Genomic DNA, 20,576 nt, shown 5'->3' with positions numbered 1-20,576 from the left:
ATAAAATGGGAGCTCAAAAGTTTTTCTGAGCCCCCATTTCTTATAATTCTTGTCGTAAAGCTTGAATCACATCAATTTTTGTCGCCTTGCGAGCTGGTCGATAGCCAGAAATCATTGCTACTCCAATACTAATAGCCGCTGCAATTACTACTAGCTGCCATGGAATCAGTGAAAACGTAATATCATTCGTTGCAAAGACATCCTCACCTGTTGCTGCTTTTAAAATTAACGGCAATGCTAGATTAGCCGTAATACTGATCGCATAGGAAATAATAACCGCAATCAGCGTTCCTAAAATACCAATAAATGTACTTTCCATTAAAAATAGACGTTTGATAAGCTTTGGACTTGCGCCAATTGCCTTTAGCACACCAATTTCACGTGTACGCTCTGTAACAGCCATGGTCATTGTATTAAAAATACCAATGGAAGCAATTAATACCGCAATTGTCCCAACAAAAATTAAACCAATTTTTAAGACAAGGAAAAAGACATTCATTTGTTCTAATTGCTCTGTCACCGAATAAACACTGTAGCCTTTATCTTTTAATGTTTCTAAAATTGGCTTTACATTTTCCATTGTATCCGCAAAAATATTAAATTCTGAATAAAACAGCTCATCCTCTGGAAGTGCTAAGCTCTGTGCTAATGCTGCCTTTTGTGCTTTATCCATATGAATAGAGCTATCAATCATCCAGTCATAAGAAGGCTTCTCCATAATCCCAACAATTGTATAGGTCATTTTTTCTGTTTCATTATTTGGGGCATCATGAGTTGCTAAGGACAAGTCAATCTTTTGACCAACAAGTGATTCCTTATAGCCTTCTTCTCTTCCATCATAATAAGTGCCTTCAGCTTCAGCCTTTTTACTTTTCTCAGCCATTACATTGCGCTCTTCTTCATTCAATAATGTTTGAGCAAAATGGTAGCCTACAATAATTTCATTGGGCTTTGATGGATAGACACCTTCTGCTAATTTGCCATTGACTTGCTCAAAATCCTGCATATCTGTCAATGTGACATTTGAATGTGTATCACGGTCTTCAAAAAATGAATGTGCCGCAGCATTGACGTTTATCGTTTCCAACACTGTTTCCACATGCTCTATTTTTTTTATCTCTTGTATTTGATCTTCTGTTAATTGTGTAGTATCACCGTACACTTGAATTTTTGTTACTGTTTCATTTGAAAGAATTTCATTGCGTAATGATTCCTGTAAGCCAAAGCCCACTGATGCTAAAACAATTAAAAAGGCACAGCCCATGGTTGCTGCTAATATCGTCATAAAAACACGTAATTTATTTTTCTTAATATGCTGTGTCACAAAATCTACTTGATCCTTAAATAACATAATTAAGCCTCCTCCTTTACAAGTTCCCCATCATACATACGGAAGCGTCTATGTGCTATTGTCGCAACCTCTTCATCATGGGTAATCATCACAAAGGTTAGCCCCAATTCTCGATTTAAACTTTGAATCAGTAGCAAAATATCTTGCTCTGTTTCAGAATCCAAACTTCCTGTTGGCTCATCTGCCAGCAATATCGGCGGATTGGTAATTAGGGCACGCGCAATACTTACGCGTTGCTGCTGACCACCTGATAGCTCATTTGGATAATGATCTGCAACCTCTGTTAAGCCAACCTTGTCCATTAACTTTTTTACTTTTTCTTGTCGTATAGCCTTGCGTAAACCTTGTAGCTTTAGCGGAAGCTCAATATTTTCAAAAGCCGACAAACCCGGCATCAACTGAAAGTTTTGAAATATAAAACCGAATTGGCGCAAACGAAACGCAGCACTTTCTGTTTCATTGAGATTAGCGGTTTCCTTACCATTCACTAAAATAGAGCCCTTTTCTGCTTTCATAAAACCAGCTAAAATTTGTAATAAGGTGGATTTACCAGAGCCACTTTTACCAACAATGGCGACAATTTCCCCTTTATGAACCTCAAAGTTTACACCTTTTAATACAGGAACTTGTTTTTCCTTCCCTCTTTTTCCAATTAAAAATGTATGTTGTAAGTTTTCAACCTGAATCATTCTTTATAAACGCCCCTTTCTTACTTATTTTCCATTGTAGAAAATAATTCTTAATAAAAAGGAAGGATAAAAATGAAGATATTCTTAAGAATAAGAAAACATACGGATTTACATTATCTCTTCAATTCTACATACAATACCTATAATTACTGTTATTTTGTGAACAGCTTATATTACAAGAATGTAAATTTTCATGTCAAATATAAAGTTTTTATGTAGAAATCCTAAAGATTTTGTTATGATAGTAAAGTTTAGAAGCTGATTAATTTTTATATCCAGGAGGATTCGATTTACATGCTTAACTCAAAAAAACAGGACCCTTTCTTTATATCTCTGCATAAAATTGCTGAAAATATGAGAGAGGCTGTCCATTACGCAAATGATTTTCGTATTAACAGTGTAGCTGACCTAAAAGAGATTAGCATTACGATGAAAAACTACGAAACTGCTGGCGATAAGCTTATTCATGAATTGATTGTCATGCTCAACAAATCCTTTATGACACCTATTGAACGAGAGGATATTTTAGAGTTTGCCATTCGTATGGATGATGTATTGGATGGTACAGAGCACTGTATCGCACACTTTGAAATGTTTTCACTGACAGAGATTGACGAATCTATGCGTATTTTCTTAGGCTATATTTCTAAAAGTGCTGATGAGATCGTGAAGGCAACAGAGGAGTTAAAGAAAAAGAATCTAATTGGCATGCGTCCACATGCAATTCTTATTAAAGACTATGAACGTGAATGTGACGAAGTCCAACGTTCATCCATTAAACAACTGTTTTTAAATGAAAAAGATCCAATTCGTATCATTAAATTTAAAGATATATATGAACAACTTGAAGATATCGCTGACTATTGTCAAAATGTAGCAAATACAATGGAGACAATTATCATGCGTAACGCATAATTAGGAGATGGGCATTTTACAATGAATACAATCATTATATTAACCGTATTGGTCGTCATCTTTGCCCTAACATTTGACTTTATCAATGGTTTCCATGATACAGCAAATGCTATCGCAACTTCGGTTTCCACAAGAGCGTTGCCGCCTCGAGTGGCAATCATCATGGCAGCAGTTATGAACTTTATTGGTGCAATTACCTTTGTAGGTGTTGCAAAAGCGCTGACAAAAGACATTGTAGATCCGTTTTCTTTAAATGCCTTTGCAGGAGATACAACAGGCTCAGTCGTTATATTAGCGGCCTTAATTTCAGCCATTATTTGGAATTTATTAACATGGTATTTCGGTATTCCATCCAGTTCTTCCCATACATTGATTGGCTCGATTGCTGGAGCCGCTATTGCATCGGCTGGCTTCAATGTTTTAAACTATGGCGGCTTTACTAAGATTATTTTGGCTTTAGTTATATCGCCAATACTTGCTATTTGTGCAGGCTTTATTATGATGACACTGTTTAAATTATGGTTTAAAAACTTAAACTTGTATCGCACAAATAAAGGCTTTCGTACATTGCAAATTTTCACAGCGGCCATCCAATCATTTACACATGGTACAAATGATGCCCAAAAAGCAATGGGTATTATGACAATGGCGTTAATTGCTGGGGGCTTGCATACAGGAGATGAAATTCCTTTCTGGGTACGAGCAGCGGCAGCTACAGCAATGGGGTTAGGTACTTCCATAGGTGGCTACAAAATTATTAAAACGGTGGGCGGAAAAATTATGAAAATCCGTCCTGTTAATGGGGTTGCAGCTGATTTAGCATCAGCTACTGTAATTTTTGGCGCTACATTAATTCACTTACCAGTATCCACAACACATGTTATTTCTTCATCCATTATGGGTGTTGGATCTGCACAGCGTGTACGTGGTGTAAACTGGGGCATGGCTCGAAAGATTGTTACCACTTGGGTTATTACAATGCCAATTTCAGCCGTTATGGCATCCGTTATTTATTTTGTATTATCATTATTCTTTTAACAATAAGACTTCTGCCCAAAAGATGGACAGGAGTCTTTACTTTGTCACACGACAAAATACGACACATCCTTTACACTAATTGAAAAGGAGGATACTGAATCAACTATGAAAACTTTTTCAGCTTTTATCACAGCACACGCTAAAGCAATCGTTATGATTTGGCTTATTATTTTTCTGGCAATGGCTTATTTTGCTTTACAGCTTCCAGGCAAACTTCAAGGTGATGGCTTTTTTGTGGAAGCCGATCATACCTATGTGACAAATGAGCTAGCAGAAAATTTTGATTTACCATCTGATACGATTTTGATTGTCTTTGATCCAGTAAAGGATCAAAAAATTGAAGACACTTTAAAAAAATTAGATAGCGTACAAGAGATCCATTCCATCCAGTCACCCTTAGAAGATCCCTCTTTACGTAAAGATGACATTGCCTATGCGATGGTTCATTTAAAAAATGATGCGGAAAACCTTTCTGGCATTGTTGAGGAATTTCGTTCATTAATTGAAGAAGACGGTATTCACATTACCGGAGGGCCGGTTATTTCTGCTGACATAAATACAGCCAGCCAAAAGGATTTAGCATCTGCTGAAACCATTGGGCTACCAATTGCCATCGTTGTGCTCTTATTGGCGTTTGGTACAGTAATTGCTTCTATTTTGCCCATCATTATTGGTGTTGTAACAGTTGTTACGGCGTTCGGTATAATGACGCTACTTAGTGGTAGTGTAAATAATCTATCTATATTCGTTTTAAATATTGTCCCAATGCTTGGTCTCGCCTTAAGTATTGATTTTGCGCTATTGTTCATTAATCGTTATCGTGAGGAGCGGGCTCGTAGCTCTATTGCACAAGCTATTCAAATTGCTATTCAAACAGCTGGACGCTCGATTATTTTCTCAGCAGTCTGTGTCATGATTGGCTTAGGTGCAATGATTGTAATTGATGTAGAAATTTTTCATAATATCGCCCTAGGAGGCACAATCGCCGTCCTGTTAGCCGTTCTTTCTGGCTTAACACTATTACCAGCTACAATGATGCTCTTAGGTGACCAACTAAATAAATGGCGCTTAATACGTGTTAAACCAGGTGGGGCAAATCGTTGGCGCGGCTTTGCAGGCTTTGTGATGAAGCATCCTGTTGCCATTGTGATTGCAGCCTTGCTATTACTTGGTGTTGGTATGCTTCCATTAAAGGATATTCAATTAACGATTCCACAGGTTGATTCTTTACCAACTAAATATGATGCCCGTACTGCCTATGATCAATTAGATGAAGCATTTGGCCTTGGTGAATCCTCTACTGTCTATTTATTAGCTGAACGACAAGAAGGCTGGGAGGATAATGAAGGAAGACAGCTTATTTATGATATCCAGGAAAAGCTATTAAAAGACTCGCTAGTTAGCGAGGTTTCAACAATCTATACGGCCGCTCATATCCAAACACCTGAGGAGCTAGCTGCAACGTTAGCCATTCCACAGGCTGCGGCACAATTACAACCGGTTATAGATACATTTTCAAAGGGTTCCCAGCTCTTTATGCCCATTACCATCGATGCAGCAGGCTCCTCCCCGACTGCTCAAGATTTTGCTCGTACGTGGATGGACAGGGATTTAGGTGTAGAATTTGCACTTGGCGGACCTGCTAAATTTAATCAGGAGATATTTGATGAAATTGCCAATAAAATCGTGTTGGCACTAGCGATTATTATCATTTCAACATTCTTTATTTTAATGCTGGCATTTCGCTCTATTTTAATTCCACTCAAGGCCATTATTATGAATATTATTGGCCTATCCTCTGCCTTTGGGATACTAGTTTATATTTTTCAATATGGACATTTCGGAATTGAAGCAAGTTCAATTGTCTTAATTATCCCGGTAATTGTTTTTTGTCTTGTGTTTGGCTTAAGTATGGATTATGAAGTCTTTTTAATTTCTCGTATCCAGGAGGAATATTTAAAGGGTGCCGATAATACACGTGCTACTGTAGATGGATTAACTTCTACAAGTCGTATTATTACATCGGCTGCACTTATTATGATTGTTATTACAGGAGCATTCGCCTTCACAGATGTGATGCCTGTGAAGCAAATTGGCGTTGGGATCGCTATTGCTGTTGCTATTGATGCCACGATTATTCGTCTGATGCTTGTGCCAAGTCTTATGAAGCTATTTGGCGATTGGAACTGGTGGCTACCATTCTCAAAGAAAAGTAAATAAGATAATGAAAATCCGCCTCCTTCATATAAAAGGAGGCGGATTTTTCAATTAAGCGTAGATGCTGTTATACCATTCTTTTGCCGCTTGTACTTCAGGCATTGTTAGCTGATGACCAAAATTAAACCATTTCGTCGTTACCGTTGCACCGGCCGAACTTAAAAGTGTTTCTAAATCCTCAGATTCCTGTGGTATACACATCGGATCATTTGTACCTGCGCCAATAAAAACAGGAGTAGCGGAAAGCTTTGGCAGTTCAATTCCGCGTCTTGGCACCATCGGATGGTGTAAAATTGCGCCCGCTAGCGCATCCTCATAATGGAATAATAAGCTCGCTGCAATATTCGCCCCATTTGAATAGCCTATTGCTACAATTCGCTGACGATTAAAGCCATACTGCTGTGCTGCTGTGGGTAAAAAGTCATTCAATTCCTTTGTACGGAAAATTAAATCCTCTATATCAAAAACACCTTCAGCTAAACGACGGAAAAATCTCGGCATGCCCTGTTCAAGTATATTTCCTCGAACACTTAATAGATTTGCTGTCTCATCTATTTCCTGTGCAAGGCCCATTAAGCTTTCTTCATTACCACCTGTACCATGTAACAATAATAAAGTCGGTTTTGTTTCATCTGTGCCCTTTTTAAAAATATGCTGCATGAACAGCCCACCTTTCAACTATCTTGAATTCGAGATAATTGTAGCCTGAGGTAGAATTAAATTCAAGCTCTTTGACTTATTAATTTCACGATTTTCACTATTTGGCTGTTCCTGATGTTTATCATAAAAGTTTTTAATCGTAAAAACTGAAAATAAACATGCCGCAATCACCACAACAATCACAATAACGACTAATTTCTTACCATTCATTTTATACCTTTCCCCCGTATGATTTATTTCTTTGTACGAAAGCCTTCTTCCAGTAAATATTCTTTTGCCGCGTCATATGTACCGAATGCTTCCTCGAGATTGTCCTCATGATAAACATTCCAAGAACGCTGCTCAAATGCTAGCTGTAATTGCACACCTTCTCGGTTATGCCAAATCTCTACAATCGGCTCCTGCTCCTCAGCTTCTTCTGATAAATACTGAATGGCCTCCTCAATAATTTCACGAAGCTGTTGCTCATTGTAATCACGGATATTGACTAATCCTTTATCATTAGCCTCATTCTCATAGCGTAATAAATCTCCAGCAAAGACAAAGCCATTGCCATTTGGGTGTAGCTTTTCAACGACAATTGTCTTTTCATAAAGGCTGTCCATATAGTGATAATTTAAGCGCTTTAAAGAAATTTCCTTTTTTGTTAGCTTAGAAAACGATTCAATAATTGCTTGCTTTTGTTCAAATGTTAGCATATAAAAAATGCTCCTTTTCTTTACAATCTATCTAACAGTATAACTCATTTTTTCCTATTATATCGTGTCGTTTCTAAATCATTTTTACGCAAGAAAATAGGACAAGCACTATAGCTTATCCTATTTAAACTTATGAGGTTTGATTAAATATTTTTTCACGCGTAAATTTTATCACCTGTGCAACATACAATTCCCGATAAGGAACAAATTGTGCGTTACCTACTGGTCTCACAATTCTCACACGTTGACCATCAGGGAAATATTCGTATCCTTCAATATTCAGTGTCGTTGTTTCTCCCAAGAAGAACGCCTCCGCCTCACTTAGCCTCGCTCTCACTACACCGGATACTTCCTCATACTGTAAGACAAAGGCATCCCAATCATGCTTAAAATGATATATGTAGACATGACAAAATTCATTATCAATCATATTTTCAGAAACGATACTACAAGAGGTCATGCCCATTTTGACAACTTCATGGACATCGACATTAAGCCCCAATTCTTCTTTTACTTCTCGAATGCCGGACTCCACTGTCTCGACCGCTAAAAGATGACCTGCTGCGGTAATGTCAAGTAACCCTGGATAATCCTTTTTTTGTGAGCTACGTACTTGAAAATAAATATAATCTTCATTGACAAGCCAGCAATGAAAAGTCTCATGCCAAAGCCCTTTCTCATGAACTTCTGCTCTCGTAGCTGTCCCAATTTGCTGATGCTGCTCATTAAACACCTTTACAATTTCTTGTTCCATTGTTTCGACTCCTATACTGACTTCGTCGCTTTTTTCTTAATCGCATTACGCTGATCATAAATATTGGATGCAATCACCTTTAATACGGCATAAAATGGCACAGCGATAATAATCCCAACAAAACCAGCAATATTCCCTGCTGCTAAAATAATTGTAATAACTGTTAGTGGATGAATATCGAGAGATTTCCCCATCACATTCGGGGTAATAAAGTTACTATCTATTTGCTGTGCAACAAGTGTCACAACGGATACCCAAATGACTAAAACAGGATCCTGAATAACTGCCACAATAAGCGCTGGTGTAAAAGCGATCCACGGTCCAATAAACGGAATCATATTCATAAAGAACGCAAAAATGACTAGTAATAATGAATATTCTAAGCCAATAATTAAATAGCCTACGTACATAATAAGTGCTAATAGGAAGCTAATTTGCAGTTGTCCTTGAATATAGCTACGCAATACATCATCAATTTCACTTAAAGTCTTCTTTACCCATTGTTGACGTTCGCCACTGAAATATTTATAAATGGATGGCGCAAACTTCTCATGATCCTTTAGCATAAAAATAAAGAAGAATGGAATTAAAATGGCTAATAATGATACAGATACAATGGATTGTAAAAAGGAAACAAGCCCTTTACTCGCCACTACTGCGATATCTTGTACAGAATCTGCCGTTTTTTCAATAACATCATTTAACTGCTTCGGAAAGTTATCCTGGTTTTGCAGCACATAGATGACCTCTTGAATGCTTGAACTAATGCTCGCTCCAATCATAGGTGCATTTTTCACTAGCTTATTGACCTGTTCGGCAATTGGATTCCCAATAATCCAACCAAAACTACCGACAATGGCAATTAACCCAACAATAATCGTTAATATGCTCGCCCATCTTGGCCATTTCCGCTTTTCTAAAAATCTTTGAATAGGTTCAGTTACATAATACAATACCCCACCAAGTAGTAAAGGCACAAAAATGGCTTTTAAAATAATAACTAGTGGTGAAAAAATCCAATGAATCTCTATAAAATATTTAATAATTAATAGGGCAAGGAGTATCCCTACACCGACTTGAAACCAAACCTTCCTCGTCACTTCTATTCACTTCCTTTTATTCGATATTAACAATCGTTTTTTGTACCAAAAGCATCATGCCCGGTACGGCCTATAAAAACCCGCTTACTGAAACTAACAATCCGCGAGGGATGAAGAAGACCCTCTCATGGATTGAAGGTTCACTTTATCACAGTTACTGAAAATACTACTGATATATTAACCATTTCGCAAGTATCCTAGTATTTATTGTCAAAATAAAGTTACAAATAGCGAACAAACTAAAAAATCCGCTTACTTCCACAACTTTTATATCGTGGAAGTATTGCGAATTTTAATTATCAATTATAGTGACATATCGTCTACTGAATTTAAGTATGCCTCAATTTCACCAATCACCGATTCAACACAACCATCCTCGAATGGGGAAATTAGGCCTGCCTCTTTCACAAGCTTTGTAAAGGACATAGAGCCACCTAAACGACATAGATGAAGATAATCCTTCCAAGCGGCCTCAAATTCTTCACGTGAACGTTTCCAGAACTGGAATGCACAGATTTGTGCTAGTGTGTAATCAATATAATAGAAGGGACTTGCATAAATATGTCCTTGACGCTGCCAAAAGCCACCAGCCTCTAAATAGCGATTATGATCGTAGTCACGATGTGGTAAATATGTTTCCTCAATCTTTTTCCATGCTGCCTTACGCTCAGCTGGGGTCATTGTTGGATTTTCATAAATCACATGCTGGAATTCATCAACCGCCACACCATAGGGTAAAAATAATAAGCTACTGCTTAAATGTGTAAATTTATATTTTTCTGTATCCTCTTTAAAGAATAGCTCCATCCATGGCCAAGTGAAAAATTCCATACTCATCGAATGAATCTCACAGGATTCATAGGTCGGCCATAAATACTCAGGAATACCAATATTACGGCTTGAATAAACTTGGAACGCATGTCCAGCCTCATGTGTTAACACATCAATATCGCCTGACGTACCATTAAAATTAGAGAAAATAAATGGAGAATGATAGTTTTCAATAAACGTACAATAACCACCGCTTTCTTTCCCTTTCTTCGCCACTAAATCCATCAATTCATGATCAATCATAAAATTAAAGAATTCTCCTGTTTCAGGTGATAGTGCCTCATACATTTTTTTACCGTTTGCCACAATCCACTCTGGATCTCCTTTTGGCGTAGCATTGCCTGATAAAAAGTTTAAGGCCTCATCATAAAATTTCAAATCTTCAATACCAATACGCTTTGCCTGACGCTGATATAGCTTAGTCGCTACAGGAACAATTAACTCACGCACTTGATCACGGAATTTTTTCACCATTTCTGCATCATAATCAATACGATTCATGCGAATATAACCCAATTCCACATAATTGTTGTAGCCTAGCTTCTCAGCGATTTCATGGCGCACCTTTACAAGCTCATCATATAAACGGTCGAATTCCTCTTCATGTTCAGCAAAAAATCCAAAACGAGCATCCGTAGCTGCCTTACGTGTAGCTCGATTAGTTGATTCCGCAAATGGACCAAGCTGTGCCAGTGTTAAGCTCTCTCCATTAAATTCAATTTGTGCAGAAGCAACAAGCTTATTATACTCAGAAACAAGCCTATTCTCTTTTTGCATTAAATCAATCACTTCTGGTGCAAAGCCTTTAATTTGATAGGTTGCTAAATCAAATAGCTGCTGTCCCCATTTTTCTTCTAATTGCTCACGGAAAGGTGAGACGATAAGCGCTTTATAATATTCTGTGGTCACTTCTTCAAGCTGTGGGCCCACTTCATCAAAATAATCACGCTCTGTTTGATAAAATTCATCATTTGTATTAATGGAAGCACGAATATATACTAAATTAGCCATTGTGGCAAAGTCATTGCTTATAGCATTTAAGCTTGCAATAATACGGTTTTGCTCGTCCATCGTCTGTGCATTTTTAAATCCTTCGATTAAAGCTAATTGCTGCTCCTTCATCGCTTCAATATTTGGACGGCTATATTCATAGTCTTTAAATGTTTTCATAAGTTCCCTTCTTTCTTGTCATATAACTCGTAACATTTCTATTATATGCCAAAATTTTATTATTAACCAATTATGTCTCAGGGTAATTACGTCCATAGGCTTATTTTACTTTAATCGATGTTCAGCGACTTCCTTGTTTAATATCCCACAATGTATGTTTTTAATAAAGCAGCCCTTTCTCTCAGCCTTAATTTAGCCTCTACCGATTTCGGCGTTTCGGCTGCTAGAACATCTACCTCAAAATCTAATGATTGGGCTAGGTATGTTGCACGTTTGAGATGGAAGTCATTCGAAACAATCGTAATTTTCTTCGTTTCTTTTGGTAATAATTCTTTAGAAAATGCTAAATTTTCAAAAGTAGATGTAGATTGATCCTCCACAATTATTCTCGTTGTATCAATCCCATGTTGCTCAAGATATTCCTGCATAACAGATGCTTCTGTACGATCTTCATCTGGTCCTTGCCCTCCTGAAACAACAACCTTGACATGTGGATAGTTCGTCAAATATTGAACAGCTGTCTCTAAACGGCTTTTTAATGACAGCGAGGGCACGCCACCAGGCTTTACTTTAGCCCCTAATATGATCATATATTCTGCTGAACCATCTGCATTTGATGTAGCATTTCGCTCAATTTCTTCCCCCAGCCATATATAAAGTAGCGTTCCTGCCCCTACCAGTAGAATACTTACACTAATCACCCATTTTTTCACAAACTATCCCTCCTTTACCTTTTATTAACGTTTAGAAAGAAAAAAGGATGCTTGTACACAAAGCATCCTGATGTTATTAAAATATTATTTTTAGCAATATATATTAAATCAAGCAAAACAATCTCTTCAAATTATCTTAATACAAAGCGCTTAATAGATTCCTGAAGAGCCACTATTTCATCTGTTAAATCATTAGAGGACTCGCTCACCAATTGAATTGCTCGTTGCTGCTCGTCCACAGAAGCTGTTACTTCCTCAGAAGAAGCAGCATTTTTCTCACTAATTGTAGCAATACTTTCAATGGATTGAATGATATGGTTTTTGGAGCTATTCAAATGCTCTACACCATTTGTCATTTCTCCAATAATAGAAATAATTTTTTCCACAGCCAGCTTGATTTCTTTAAAAGATGACTCTGTAATCACAACAGAATCGTTTTGTTGACGCACAATAACATGTGTTTTCTGCATTTCATCATTCACTAAGTTTGTCTCACTTTCAATACCCTTTAACGTAGTGTGAACAAGCTCTGTGGCAGCTGATGTTTGATCGGCAAGCTTACGTACCTCCTCTGCTACAACCGCAAACCCTTTCCCATGTTCACCAGCTCGTGCTGCTTCAATAGACGCATTTAGTGCCAGTAGATTTGTTTGATCAGAGATTTCCGTAATTGTGCCAACAATGCCTTCTATCTCTCGCACCTTGACAATTAAACTACCGAATACAGCTTGTATATTTTCGATAAGTGTAGAAGATTCTTGTGATTTCGCTTTTAAGCTATCTATATTCATAAGCCCTTCTTCATTTGACTTTCGCATATGCTGTGAAGCATCATACATTAATTCATTTTTATCATGCAATAATTCAATTTGCTGAGCAAAATCGATGGCTGTTCGATTTGTATCCTCCGCATCTGATGCTTGCTTTACCGCACCCTTTGATACTTCATTAATTGCTTTGACAATTTCATCACCATAGGCATTTGTTTCTTCCGCGACTGCCGTTAAATTCGTCGATGTAGACTGGATTTCTACAATGGCTTCCTCCACATCTGAAATCAGTGTTTTCAGCTGATTAACCATTTCGTTAAAACCATCATTTAACTGTCCAATTTCATCTGAACGCTGTAAATGCTCGATTTCTACCGTCAAATTCCCCTTTGCTACTTCACGTACACGCTTTGATAACTTTAGCACCGGTAAAGCTAAATGCCTTGACACTAAAATGACAATGATCGTACCAACAATGATCGCTCCAACCAATGTCAGACCAATAACAAATAATAAAGAATTTGCTTCTTCATTAAAATCTTGCATATATGTACCTGATGCAACAATCCATCCCCAATATGGATCTTTTGCCGAATAAATAATTTTATCCGCTAGCACATCCTGACCCGGTAGCTCAAATTCATACTCTGTAAAACCGCCACCATCAAGCGCCTTTTCCGTTACCTCTCGAATAAAGTACTTGCCACTGCTATCCTGATCCTCCCAAAGATTATCTCCTTCACGAGTAGGGTGTGTTGTTAATGTCCCCTTATCATCTAACACATAAATATAGCCATATTCGCCCAAATCGCCAGGATAATTAATAGGTCTTTTACCTTCGTTATCTTTAGGACCAAGAAACGCTTCACGTACTCGCTCCTGTGCCTCCTCTAAAGAGATATCGCCCCTTTCAACACTTTCATTTGCCAATTCAATTAATTGCAATGCTGATTCAACACTGTTATGAATGACTTGTTTCCCGATTTCTTCCATACCATTCTTTGCTTTACCATAACTCACTATACCAATAATCAAGCTTGGTATAATTAATAGTGCTAATGAAATAATAATGAGTTTCCCCTGGATTGAACGTAAAAACTTCATATATGTACCTCCCCCTATTTTCTTCGTTCAACAATATATTAATTTCTATTATGTTATGGTTTGAAAGTTTTCTCAATGGGTAAAGCACAAATTATTTTCTTAATTCCCTTAATATGGATCAACTCTATATAGAAGGATTCATAACTTTAGTAAGAAATTCACTTACTCAGCTTTGAGGAAAAGCCTATAATAATGGCTTTTCATGCATAGAAAAACCGAACTTTTTTGAAACGCTAAAAGGTAAAGTGTTTCAAAAAAAGTTCGGCTTTTTTAATGTAAACATTCATTAGTTTAGTTTAAATGTATTTATCACTTTCATCACTTCTTGGGATGTTTGATCTAAAATGACTACTACTTCATTTAATTCAGAAACCATGGCTACTTGTAAATCTGAGGCTGTTGCTACTTCCTTTGTACCTTGTGCACTACGCTGTGCAATATTACTCATCTGTTCTGTAGTCGCTAATACTTCCTCAGAGCCCGCTGACATCTCTTCAATGACCGCTGAATCATCCTGAATTTTATTGTTGACCTCAATGACAGATTGCAGTATTTGCTCTAAGCTTTCACCAATGTGCTGTACTGCTCGATTGCCCGCCTGAACATCCTTCGTACTACTAGACATTTCCTGCAATGCTCGATCTGTAATATTCTTAAAGCTTGCCAATTGCAGGTGTATCTTATCTGCAGATGCTTTCGACATTTCCGCAAGTTTACGCACTTCATCTGCTACTACAGCAAAGCCCTTACCCGCTTCCCCAGCTCTTGCTGCTTCGATTGCTGCGTTAAGTGCCAATAAATTCGTTTGCTCTGCAATGCTTGTAATAATGGTGACCATCTCCTCAATAGAACGGAACTTTTCGCCCATTTCCTCTACATGATTGGCAGTGCGGAAGACAGAAGACTCTACATTTTGAATTTGTGAGACAACCTTTTGAGAATGACCAAAGCTAGTTTCTACTAAATCGGTCATCATGGAGGAGGATTTGGCAATGTCAGATGTTGTATCCGCTAAACGTTGAATCCCCATCGACATTTCATTCATCGTTAAGACAACCTCTCGATTGCTTTGCTGTTGCTGTTCACTACCAGCAGCAATTTCAATAATACGATCAGCAATTTGAGAATTGGAGGCCTCCACACTATGTGTCGTTGTATCTATTTTGTGAATAACATGTTGTAAAGCTTCGGCTTTCTGTTGAATGGTTTGGAATGTTTCTTTTAATTTTTGCAATGATTCCTTAAAGGCTTCGGCAAAAATCGTAATTTCATTGTTTCCTTTCAGGTGAATCATTTCAACTTCCTTCGTTGCCTTTACAATATCTCCTTGTGCAAAGCTTTCAGCCACTGCTCCTAGAGTCGTTAATGGCTTTAAAGCTCGATTTATGTACCTATATATAATAAACATAATAATGCTTATTAAAATTAATATCACTGTAATTAATGTAGGCAAAATAGAGGTTAATACATCGCTCGCCACAAAGCTTACCTCTGTTGCCTCAATATCTACACCTACAAAGGCAACAATATTACCAGATGTATCCTTAAGCGGTACAGTACCCGATATATAATCACCAAAATCACTATGCAACATCTCGCTATAATAACTGCCATCATTCAATACTTTTTCAATATCTTTATAGGTTGTAGAAGATGACTCCTCCCCTATAGCCCCAGCATTTTCTACATCATCTGCAGGCATACCATCTACTAAAAATCGAACCTTTTTATCATCCTGTGGTACTGCGAAAGTATAGGCATAGAGAACACCATTCATTTCACGCAATTCATTCAGTTCCTCTCGCAATTGCCAATATAACTCCGACTCTGCTGGCTCTTTGGAAAGTTGGGCATACTTATCTGTATCTAAATACTTTGCAATATTTTCAGCTACCACAACTGCCTGTATCCCCATTGTTTTATTCACAGAAGATTTTGCCGTATAAATCGCCATGATAATAAAAAAGACTAATAAAGCTCCTAACATCACGAGTGACATTAACACGATTTTATTACTCAACTTATGAACCCTCATACTTTCCTCCTTTAATACATTGATATCTTACCATTACCTATTGTACTATTTTTTCATCTCATTGGACAAAAAACTATGGTAATAGTGTTATTCAAATAACGATTAATAAATAAGACTAACTTGCCCATCTAATTGTTTCCCTAACAAAAAACCAGTAGCCATATGATAGCTACTGGTTCCTTTATTCGTATAGGTTTATTCACCTAGATCTGCATTATGGAAAACGTTTTGTACATCCTCTAAATCTTCTAACGCATCAATTAATTTTTCAAATTTTGCTACATCGTCACCAGTTAAGGCTACCTCTGTTTGTGGCAACATTGACAACTCTGCTACTGTAAACTCTTCAACACCTGCAGCCTTTAATGCTTCTTGTGTCGCAAAGAATTGGTCTGGCTCTGCATAAATAATAACCGTTTCCTCTTCTTCTAAAATATCACGAGCATCAATATCTGCGGCCATTAAAATTTCTAGAACCTCATCAGCTGTTTTACCTTCTAAGCCAATAACAGCAGTTGAGTCGAACATATAAGCTACAGAGCCACTTACACCCATATTGCCATTATTTTTACCAAATGCTGCACGGACATCGGACGCTGTACGATTTACATTGTTTGTTAAAGCATCCACGATAATCATTGTGCCGGCTGGTCCAAAGCCCTCATAGCGTAATTCATCGAAGCTTTCATCGCCGCCACCTTTTGCTTTATCGATGGCTTTTTCTATAATATGTTTTGGAACACTGTATGTTTTTGCGCGTTCAAGCACTACTTTAAGTGCACGGTTTGACTCTGGATCTGGTTCGCCTGATTTAGCTGCCACATAAATTTCACGCCCAAATTTGGCATAAACACGGCTTGTGCTTTGATCTTTAGACGCTTTCTTTTCTTTAATATTATTCCACTTACGACCCATTGTTTCCACTCTCTTTCAAAGAATAAATTGATCAAAATTATAGATATGCCCTTGCATATCTGAAAATGGTAATTAAATACTTATCGTATCTTTACTCTGCAAATAATAACACAATGATGCCTGCAAAGCTAGATAGAGCGATGTGTAAGGCAATAATTTCTGAAAAATTAGCTTATAAGCTGTTCTTGTTTAATTTTTGCCAATAATGCCTGACAGCCCTCTAAAACTAGGTCATAGGTTTCTTGAAAATTTCCTGTGTAGTAAGGATCAGGAACGTCCTTGCGATGCTCTGTTAAATCTAAAAAACGAAAAATCTTTGCTGAGTCAGGGTTGCCCAGCATTGTTCGGATATTGCGAATATTACTGTCATCCATACCAATAATATATGTGAACGTCTCTAAATCAGCCTTTTGCAATTGTCGTCCTTGCATGCCCTTTGTAGAAATACCAAATTCTCTTAGCTTCTCCTGTGTCCCTTTATGAGGCGGTTCACCTATATGCCATGCACTTGTAGCGGCAGAGTCCACTTTAATTTTATTCTCCAAACACTCTTTTTTTACCAAGTCACGCATAACTGCCTCTGCCATTGGCGAGCGACAGATATTGCCTAAACATACAAAAAGCACTCGAATCATATCATTATCCTCCTATGACAAAGCACTCAAAATCAAATTGATTCTGAGTGCTAGTTTTTTTATTTTGCTGTAATACGCTGTTGTAATTCTTCTGTTAAAGCCTGTAGCTGGTGTTCAAGATGCTGTGTAAATTGCTCACGACCCTCTTTGCCTTTCCCTGTTACATAAAACGGCTCTCCATAGATTAAATAACCTTTCCCGCGCTTTAACACATCCCCAGCATTACGCGCACCTACATAAGCTGCTGGCACAATCTGCGCTTTTGCTAATTGTGCAATGGTAATCGCCCCTTGCTTTAAATCCGTTCCTTCTGCATTACGTGTGCCAGAAGGGAAGATTCCTACAATTTTTCCTTCTTTTAATAGCTGTGAAGGTATTTTAATAACGCTTGGACCTGGATTATCACGGTCTACTGGAAAGGCATTTAAATGCTTAACCAGCCAGCCAAGACCCTTCATATCAAATAGTTGCTTCTTCGCCATAAAGTGAACTTCCCTTGGATACATGGCTACCCCAAGGTTTAAAATATCAACATAGCCTGTATGTGTACAAGCAATAATAAACCCACCATCCTTCGGTAAGTTTTCTTCACCATATACACGAGCCTTTGAGCCCATTAGTTTTAATAGTACTTTGACAACATTTGCTGCGAATTTATACACCGTTACATTCCTACCTTATTCAATAGTTACTACCATCATTGTAATCGAAAAGACCAATATACTGCAATCGCAGATATCATGCTTAAGCTTCCCCTATCAATATCTCTACATCAATCGTAATTTCATTTAATAGGATATCTGTATTATCTTTTTTATACCAGCCCATTGGTGTCATTTCCAGTAATGCTGCCACAAGCTCCTTCGCAAGCGGCACTGTATAGGTGATACGCTCTACATCAACCTTATGAAAGCTTTCTCGAAAACGGGCAACAATTTGTTCATTGGAATACGTCTCCTTGCTAGAGTCAGCATATAATTGTGCACGAAGCTCCTGTAAATAGCCGCTCTGTGGTACAACCTTGATGACACAGCCATTTGGAGCAATAAGTCGTTTAAATTCATCATAATTGGCAGGCGATAAAATATTTAAAATCGCGTCAAAGCTTGAGGGGGCAAATGGGCTTTTCGCTAAATCACCCACACACCAAATTTGCTGGGGATAATGGCGAGCGGCAGCTACAATACCCTCTTTGGCAATATCAATGCCAAAACCAATACCCTTACTTTTTTCAGCCATAATACGGGCTAAATGCGAGCCCTCTCCGCAGCCAGTATCGAGGACGGTATTCGCAGACGTAATACATTCAGCAATTTTCGCCTCTATCGCATCATAAATACCACTATCAATGATAGCCTTACGAGATTCAAATAAGCTCTTACTATATTTCGAAGTAGCACCATGCGTTAGCATATTGACATAACCTTGCTTGGCAATATCAAAAGAATGATTGGCGGCGCAGACAAGTCTGCCCTGCTCATAGACATGCATGGAACTTTGACAAATTGGGCAAGCAAAAAGTGTAATATACTGCTCCATTAATGCTGCTCCTAGCGCACGTTTAGAAAGTGCTCCCATACCTATACCTCCTTCTGTTCATTAGGTGAAACGAGTGCAAACCGCTCCCATTTACGGCTTTTCCATCTAAGATATACAAGCGTTGCGCGTAGCCATTCATCAGCTGAAATAGCTAGCCAAATACCTATCAAGCCAAAATCCAGTACAAAAACAAGGAAATAGCCGAGCGGAACACTTATACAAAGCATAGATAGGAAGCCGATTTTCACTGGAAATCTTGCATCGCCTGAAGCACGTAAAGAGTTAATAATAACAATATTCATGGTACGCCCTGTTTCAAGCACAACACTTAATGCTAAAACAGAGGCACCTATCGCAATAACCTCAGGATTATCCGTAAAAATATGCATAAGCTGCTTTCGGAAAAGTGTTACAAGCGTTACCATGATTATTGTAAAGACAAATGCTGTACGTACACTTAGCCATAGCTGTTGATAAGCCTCTTCCTTTTTCCCTGCACCAACAGAGCGTCCAATAATAATTGCCGTCCCTGTACCAATAGCAATCGCAAATAAATAGGTAAACATGGAAATATTCATCGCATACTGACGGGCTGCTAGGGTTTCTGCCCCTAAATACGTTGCATAGTATAAAAAGATGATTTGACAAAATTGATAAAGCACTTGCTCAAAGGCAGATGGCAAGCCAATATTTAATATTTTTCGTACATATTCCTTGGAGTATTCAAAATAATAACGTAGCTTGATGCGTACTTCCAATGCTTGATATAGCAGCCAGAAAAACACCACTACTGCGACCCCACGGCTAATAACAGAGGAGATTGCTGCACCCTGTACACCTAGCTCTGGCAAGCCGAAATTCCCAAAAATAAGGCCATAATTTAATACCACATGCAGTATATTCATGCCAAGCGATACATACATTGTTTGTTTCGTCCAACCATGTACACGAATAATCGCTGCAAGTGCATTAATAATTGCCTGTAAAAAAATAAAGCTACCGATAATAACCAAGTAGCTTTGTGCATACTGGAGTACCTCGCCCTGTAAATTCATCATCGTCATTAAACGACTAGAAAACATGAGGAACATTAGACTCATTAAACACCCAAGAGCTAAGTTCAACGTTACGGCTAATGCTGAAATTTTTGCTGCCTCAAAAAAACGTCTCGAGCCTAAATATTGTGAAACAACAATAGACGCGCCATTCCCTACCACTTCAAGAATTAAAATAGCGATATGGATGTATTGATTGGCTGCACCAACGCCCGATACAGCATTATCTGATAAAGCACTAAGCATAAAAGTATCAGCCAGTCCCATTAACATAAATAAAAAGACCTCTAGGAAAATAGGCCATGTTAAATGAAATAAACTCAACTTATTCGCTGTTTTCAATATAGTCGCCAATCCAGTCACTTCTCCTATAGTTTGTTAAAAATC

At 37.9% G+C, this 20,576-nt stretch carries 19 protein-coding genes; 3 read left to right on the top strand and 16 right to left on the bottom strand.

All coding sequences use genetic code 11. The annotated features are described in order from the left end of the window. Nucleotides 1–40: 40 nt before the first annotated feature. Together ADM90_RS21420 and ADM90_RS21415 are read right to left on the bottom strand one after the other, a co-directional pair. Nucleotides 41–1,351 carry an ABC transporter permease gene (locus ADM90_RS21420; RefSeq protein ID WP_053996902.1) on the bottom strand — a complete coding sequence of 437 codons (1,311 nt, stop codon included), beginning with the start codon at nucleotides 1,349–1,351 and terminating at the stop codon, nucleotides 41–43. Between the two features lie 2 nt (nucleotides 1,352–1,353). Next, entirely contained in the window at nucleotides 1,354–2,040 is a 687-nt protein-coding gene (locus ADM90_RS21415; RefSeq protein ID WP_053996901.1) for an ABC transporter ATP-binding protein, read from the bottom strand. A gap of 294 nt (nucleotides 2,041–2,334) precedes the next feature. Here ADM90_RS21415 and ADM90_RS21410 point away from each other — a divergent pair, with 294 nt between their 5' ends. The 3 genes from ADM90_RS21410 (at nucleotide 2,335) to ADM90_RS21400 (ending at nucleotide 6,213) form a co-directional block, all read left to right on the top strand. Beyond that, the gene (locus ADM90_RS21410) at nucleotides 2,335–2,955 is read left to right on the top strand and encodes a DUF47 domain-containing protein (protein WP_053996900.1); all 621 of its coding nucleotides are present in this window, start codon (nucleotides 2,335–2,337) and stop codon (nucleotides 2,953–2,955) included. 21 nt (nucleotides 2,956–2,976) lie between these two features. Next, nucleotides 2,977–3,993, top strand: a complete 1,017-nt coding sequence (locus ADM90_RS21405; RefSeq protein ID WP_053996899.1) for an inorganic phosphate transporter — start codon at nucleotides 2,977–2,979, stop codon at nucleotides 3,991–3,993. Between the two features lie 105 nt (nucleotides 3,994–4,098). Continuing rightward, nucleotides 4,099–6,213, top strand: a complete 2,115-nt coding sequence (locus ADM90_RS21400) for an MMPL family transporter (protein ID WP_053996898.1) — start codon at nucleotides 4,099–4,101, stop codon at nucleotides 6,211–6,213. A 48-nt stretch (nucleotides 6,214–6,261) separates the two neighbouring features. Here the strand turns inward: ADM90_RS21400 and ADM90_RS21395 are convergent, their stop codons facing one another. From ADM90_RS21395 to ADM90_RS21330, 14 genes are all read right to left on the bottom strand, one after another. Continuing rightward, nucleotides 6,262–6,870 (bottom strand): alpha/beta hydrolase, encoded by a 609-nt coding sequence (locus tag ADM90_RS21395; RefSeq protein ID WP_053996897.1) that lies wholly within the window; start codon nucleotides 6,868–6,870, stop codon nucleotides 6,262–6,264. 18 nt (nucleotides 6,871–6,888) lie between these two features. Continuing rightward, nucleotides 6,889–7,080, bottom strand: a complete 192-nt coding sequence (locus ADM90_RS21390; RefSeq protein ID WP_053996896.1) for a hypothetical protein — start codon at nucleotides 7,078–7,080, stop codon at nucleotides 6,889–6,891. Nucleotides 7,081–7,103: 23 nt separating this feature from the next. Beyond that, nucleotides 7,104–7,568, bottom strand: coding sequence for a hypothetical protein (locus ADM90_RS21385; protein WP_053996895.1), 465 nt, complete (start codon nucleotides 7,566–7,568; stop codon nucleotides 7,104–7,106). 130 nt (nucleotides 7,569–7,698) lie between these two features. Next, complete coding sequence (locus ADM90_RS21380; protein WP_053996894.1) at nucleotides 7,699–8,322, bottom strand: NUDIX hydrolase; 624 nt, start codon at nucleotides 8,320–8,322, stop codon at nucleotides 7,699–7,701. 11 nt (nucleotides 8,323–8,333) lie between these two features. Continuing rightward, on the bottom strand, nucleotides 8,334–9,422 hold the full coding sequence (locus ADM90_RS21375; protein WP_053996893.1) for an AI-2E family transporter: 1,089 nt from the start codon (nucleotides 9,420–9,422) through the stop codon (nucleotides 8,334–8,336). Nucleotides 9,423–9,725: 303 nt separating this feature from the next. After that, nucleotides 9,726–11,423, bottom strand: a complete 1,698-nt coding sequence (locus ADM90_RS21370; protein WP_053996892.1) for a M3 family oligoendopeptidase — start codon at nucleotides 11,421–11,423, stop codon at nucleotides 9,726–9,728. Nucleotides 11,424–11,560: 137 nt separating this feature from the next. Then, nucleotides 11,561–12,136, bottom strand: coding sequence for a YdcF family protein (locus ADM90_RS21365; RefSeq protein ID WP_053996891.1), 576 nt, complete (start codon nucleotides 12,134–12,136; stop codon nucleotides 11,561–11,563). A 131-nt stretch (nucleotides 12,137–12,267) separates the two neighbouring features. Continuing rightward, nucleotides 12,268–14,010, bottom strand: a complete 1,743-nt coding sequence (locus tag ADM90_RS21360; protein ID WP_053996890.1) for a methyl-accepting chemotaxis protein — start codon at nucleotides 14,008–14,010, stop codon at nucleotides 12,268–12,270. 286 nt (nucleotides 14,011–14,296) lie between these two features. Next, the gene (locus ADM90_RS21355; protein ID WP_235473775.1) at nucleotides 14,297–16,030 is read right to left on the bottom strand and encodes a methyl-accepting chemotaxis protein; all 1,734 of its coding nucleotides are present in this window, start codon (nucleotides 16,028–16,030) and stop codon (nucleotides 14,297–14,299) included. 210 nt (nucleotides 16,031–16,240) lie between these two features. Then, on the bottom strand, nucleotides 16,241–16,960 hold the full coding sequence (locus tag ADM90_RS21350) for a YebC/PmpR family DNA-binding transcriptional regulator (RefSeq protein WP_053996888.1): 720 nt from the start codon (nucleotides 16,958–16,960) through the stop codon (nucleotides 16,241–16,243). A gap of 167 nt (nucleotides 16,961–17,127) precedes the next feature. After that, complete coding sequence (locus ADM90_RS21345; RefSeq protein ID WP_053996887.1) at nucleotides 17,128–17,595, bottom strand: low molecular weight protein-tyrosine-phosphatase; 468 nt, start codon at nucleotides 17,593–17,595, stop codon at nucleotides 17,128–17,130. Nucleotides 17,596–17,654: 59 nt separating this feature from the next. Next, nucleotides 17,655–18,257, bottom strand: coding sequence for a lysophospholipid acyltransferase family protein (locus ADM90_RS21340; RefSeq protein WP_053996886.1), 603 nt, complete (start codon nucleotides 18,255–18,257; stop codon nucleotides 17,655–17,657). 82 nt (nucleotides 18,258–18,339) lie between these two features. Next, nucleotides 18,340–19,173 carry a putative RNA methyltransferase gene (locus tag ADM90_RS21335; RefSeq protein ID WP_053996885.1) on the bottom strand — a complete coding sequence of 278 codons (834 nt, stop codon included), beginning with the start codon at nucleotides 19,171–19,173 and terminating at the stop codon, nucleotides 18,340–18,342. 2 nt (nucleotides 19,174–19,175) lie between these two features. Continuing rightward, the gene (locus ADM90_RS21330; protein ID WP_053996884.1) at nucleotides 19,176–20,543 is read right to left on the bottom strand and encodes an MATE family efflux transporter; all 1,368 of its coding nucleotides are present in this window, start codon (nucleotides 20,541–20,543) and stop codon (nucleotides 19,176–19,178) included. Nucleotides 20,544–20,576: the final 33 nt, after the last annotated feature.

This window comes from Lysinibacillus macroides (assembly GCF_001281525.1).
Classification (GTDB): Bacteria; Bacillota; Bacilli; order Bacillales_A; family Planococcaceae; genus Lysinibacillus; species Lysinibacillus macroides.
Note: the sequence above shows the minus strand (reverse complement) of the source record. Positions and strands in the feature narration are given on the sequence as shown.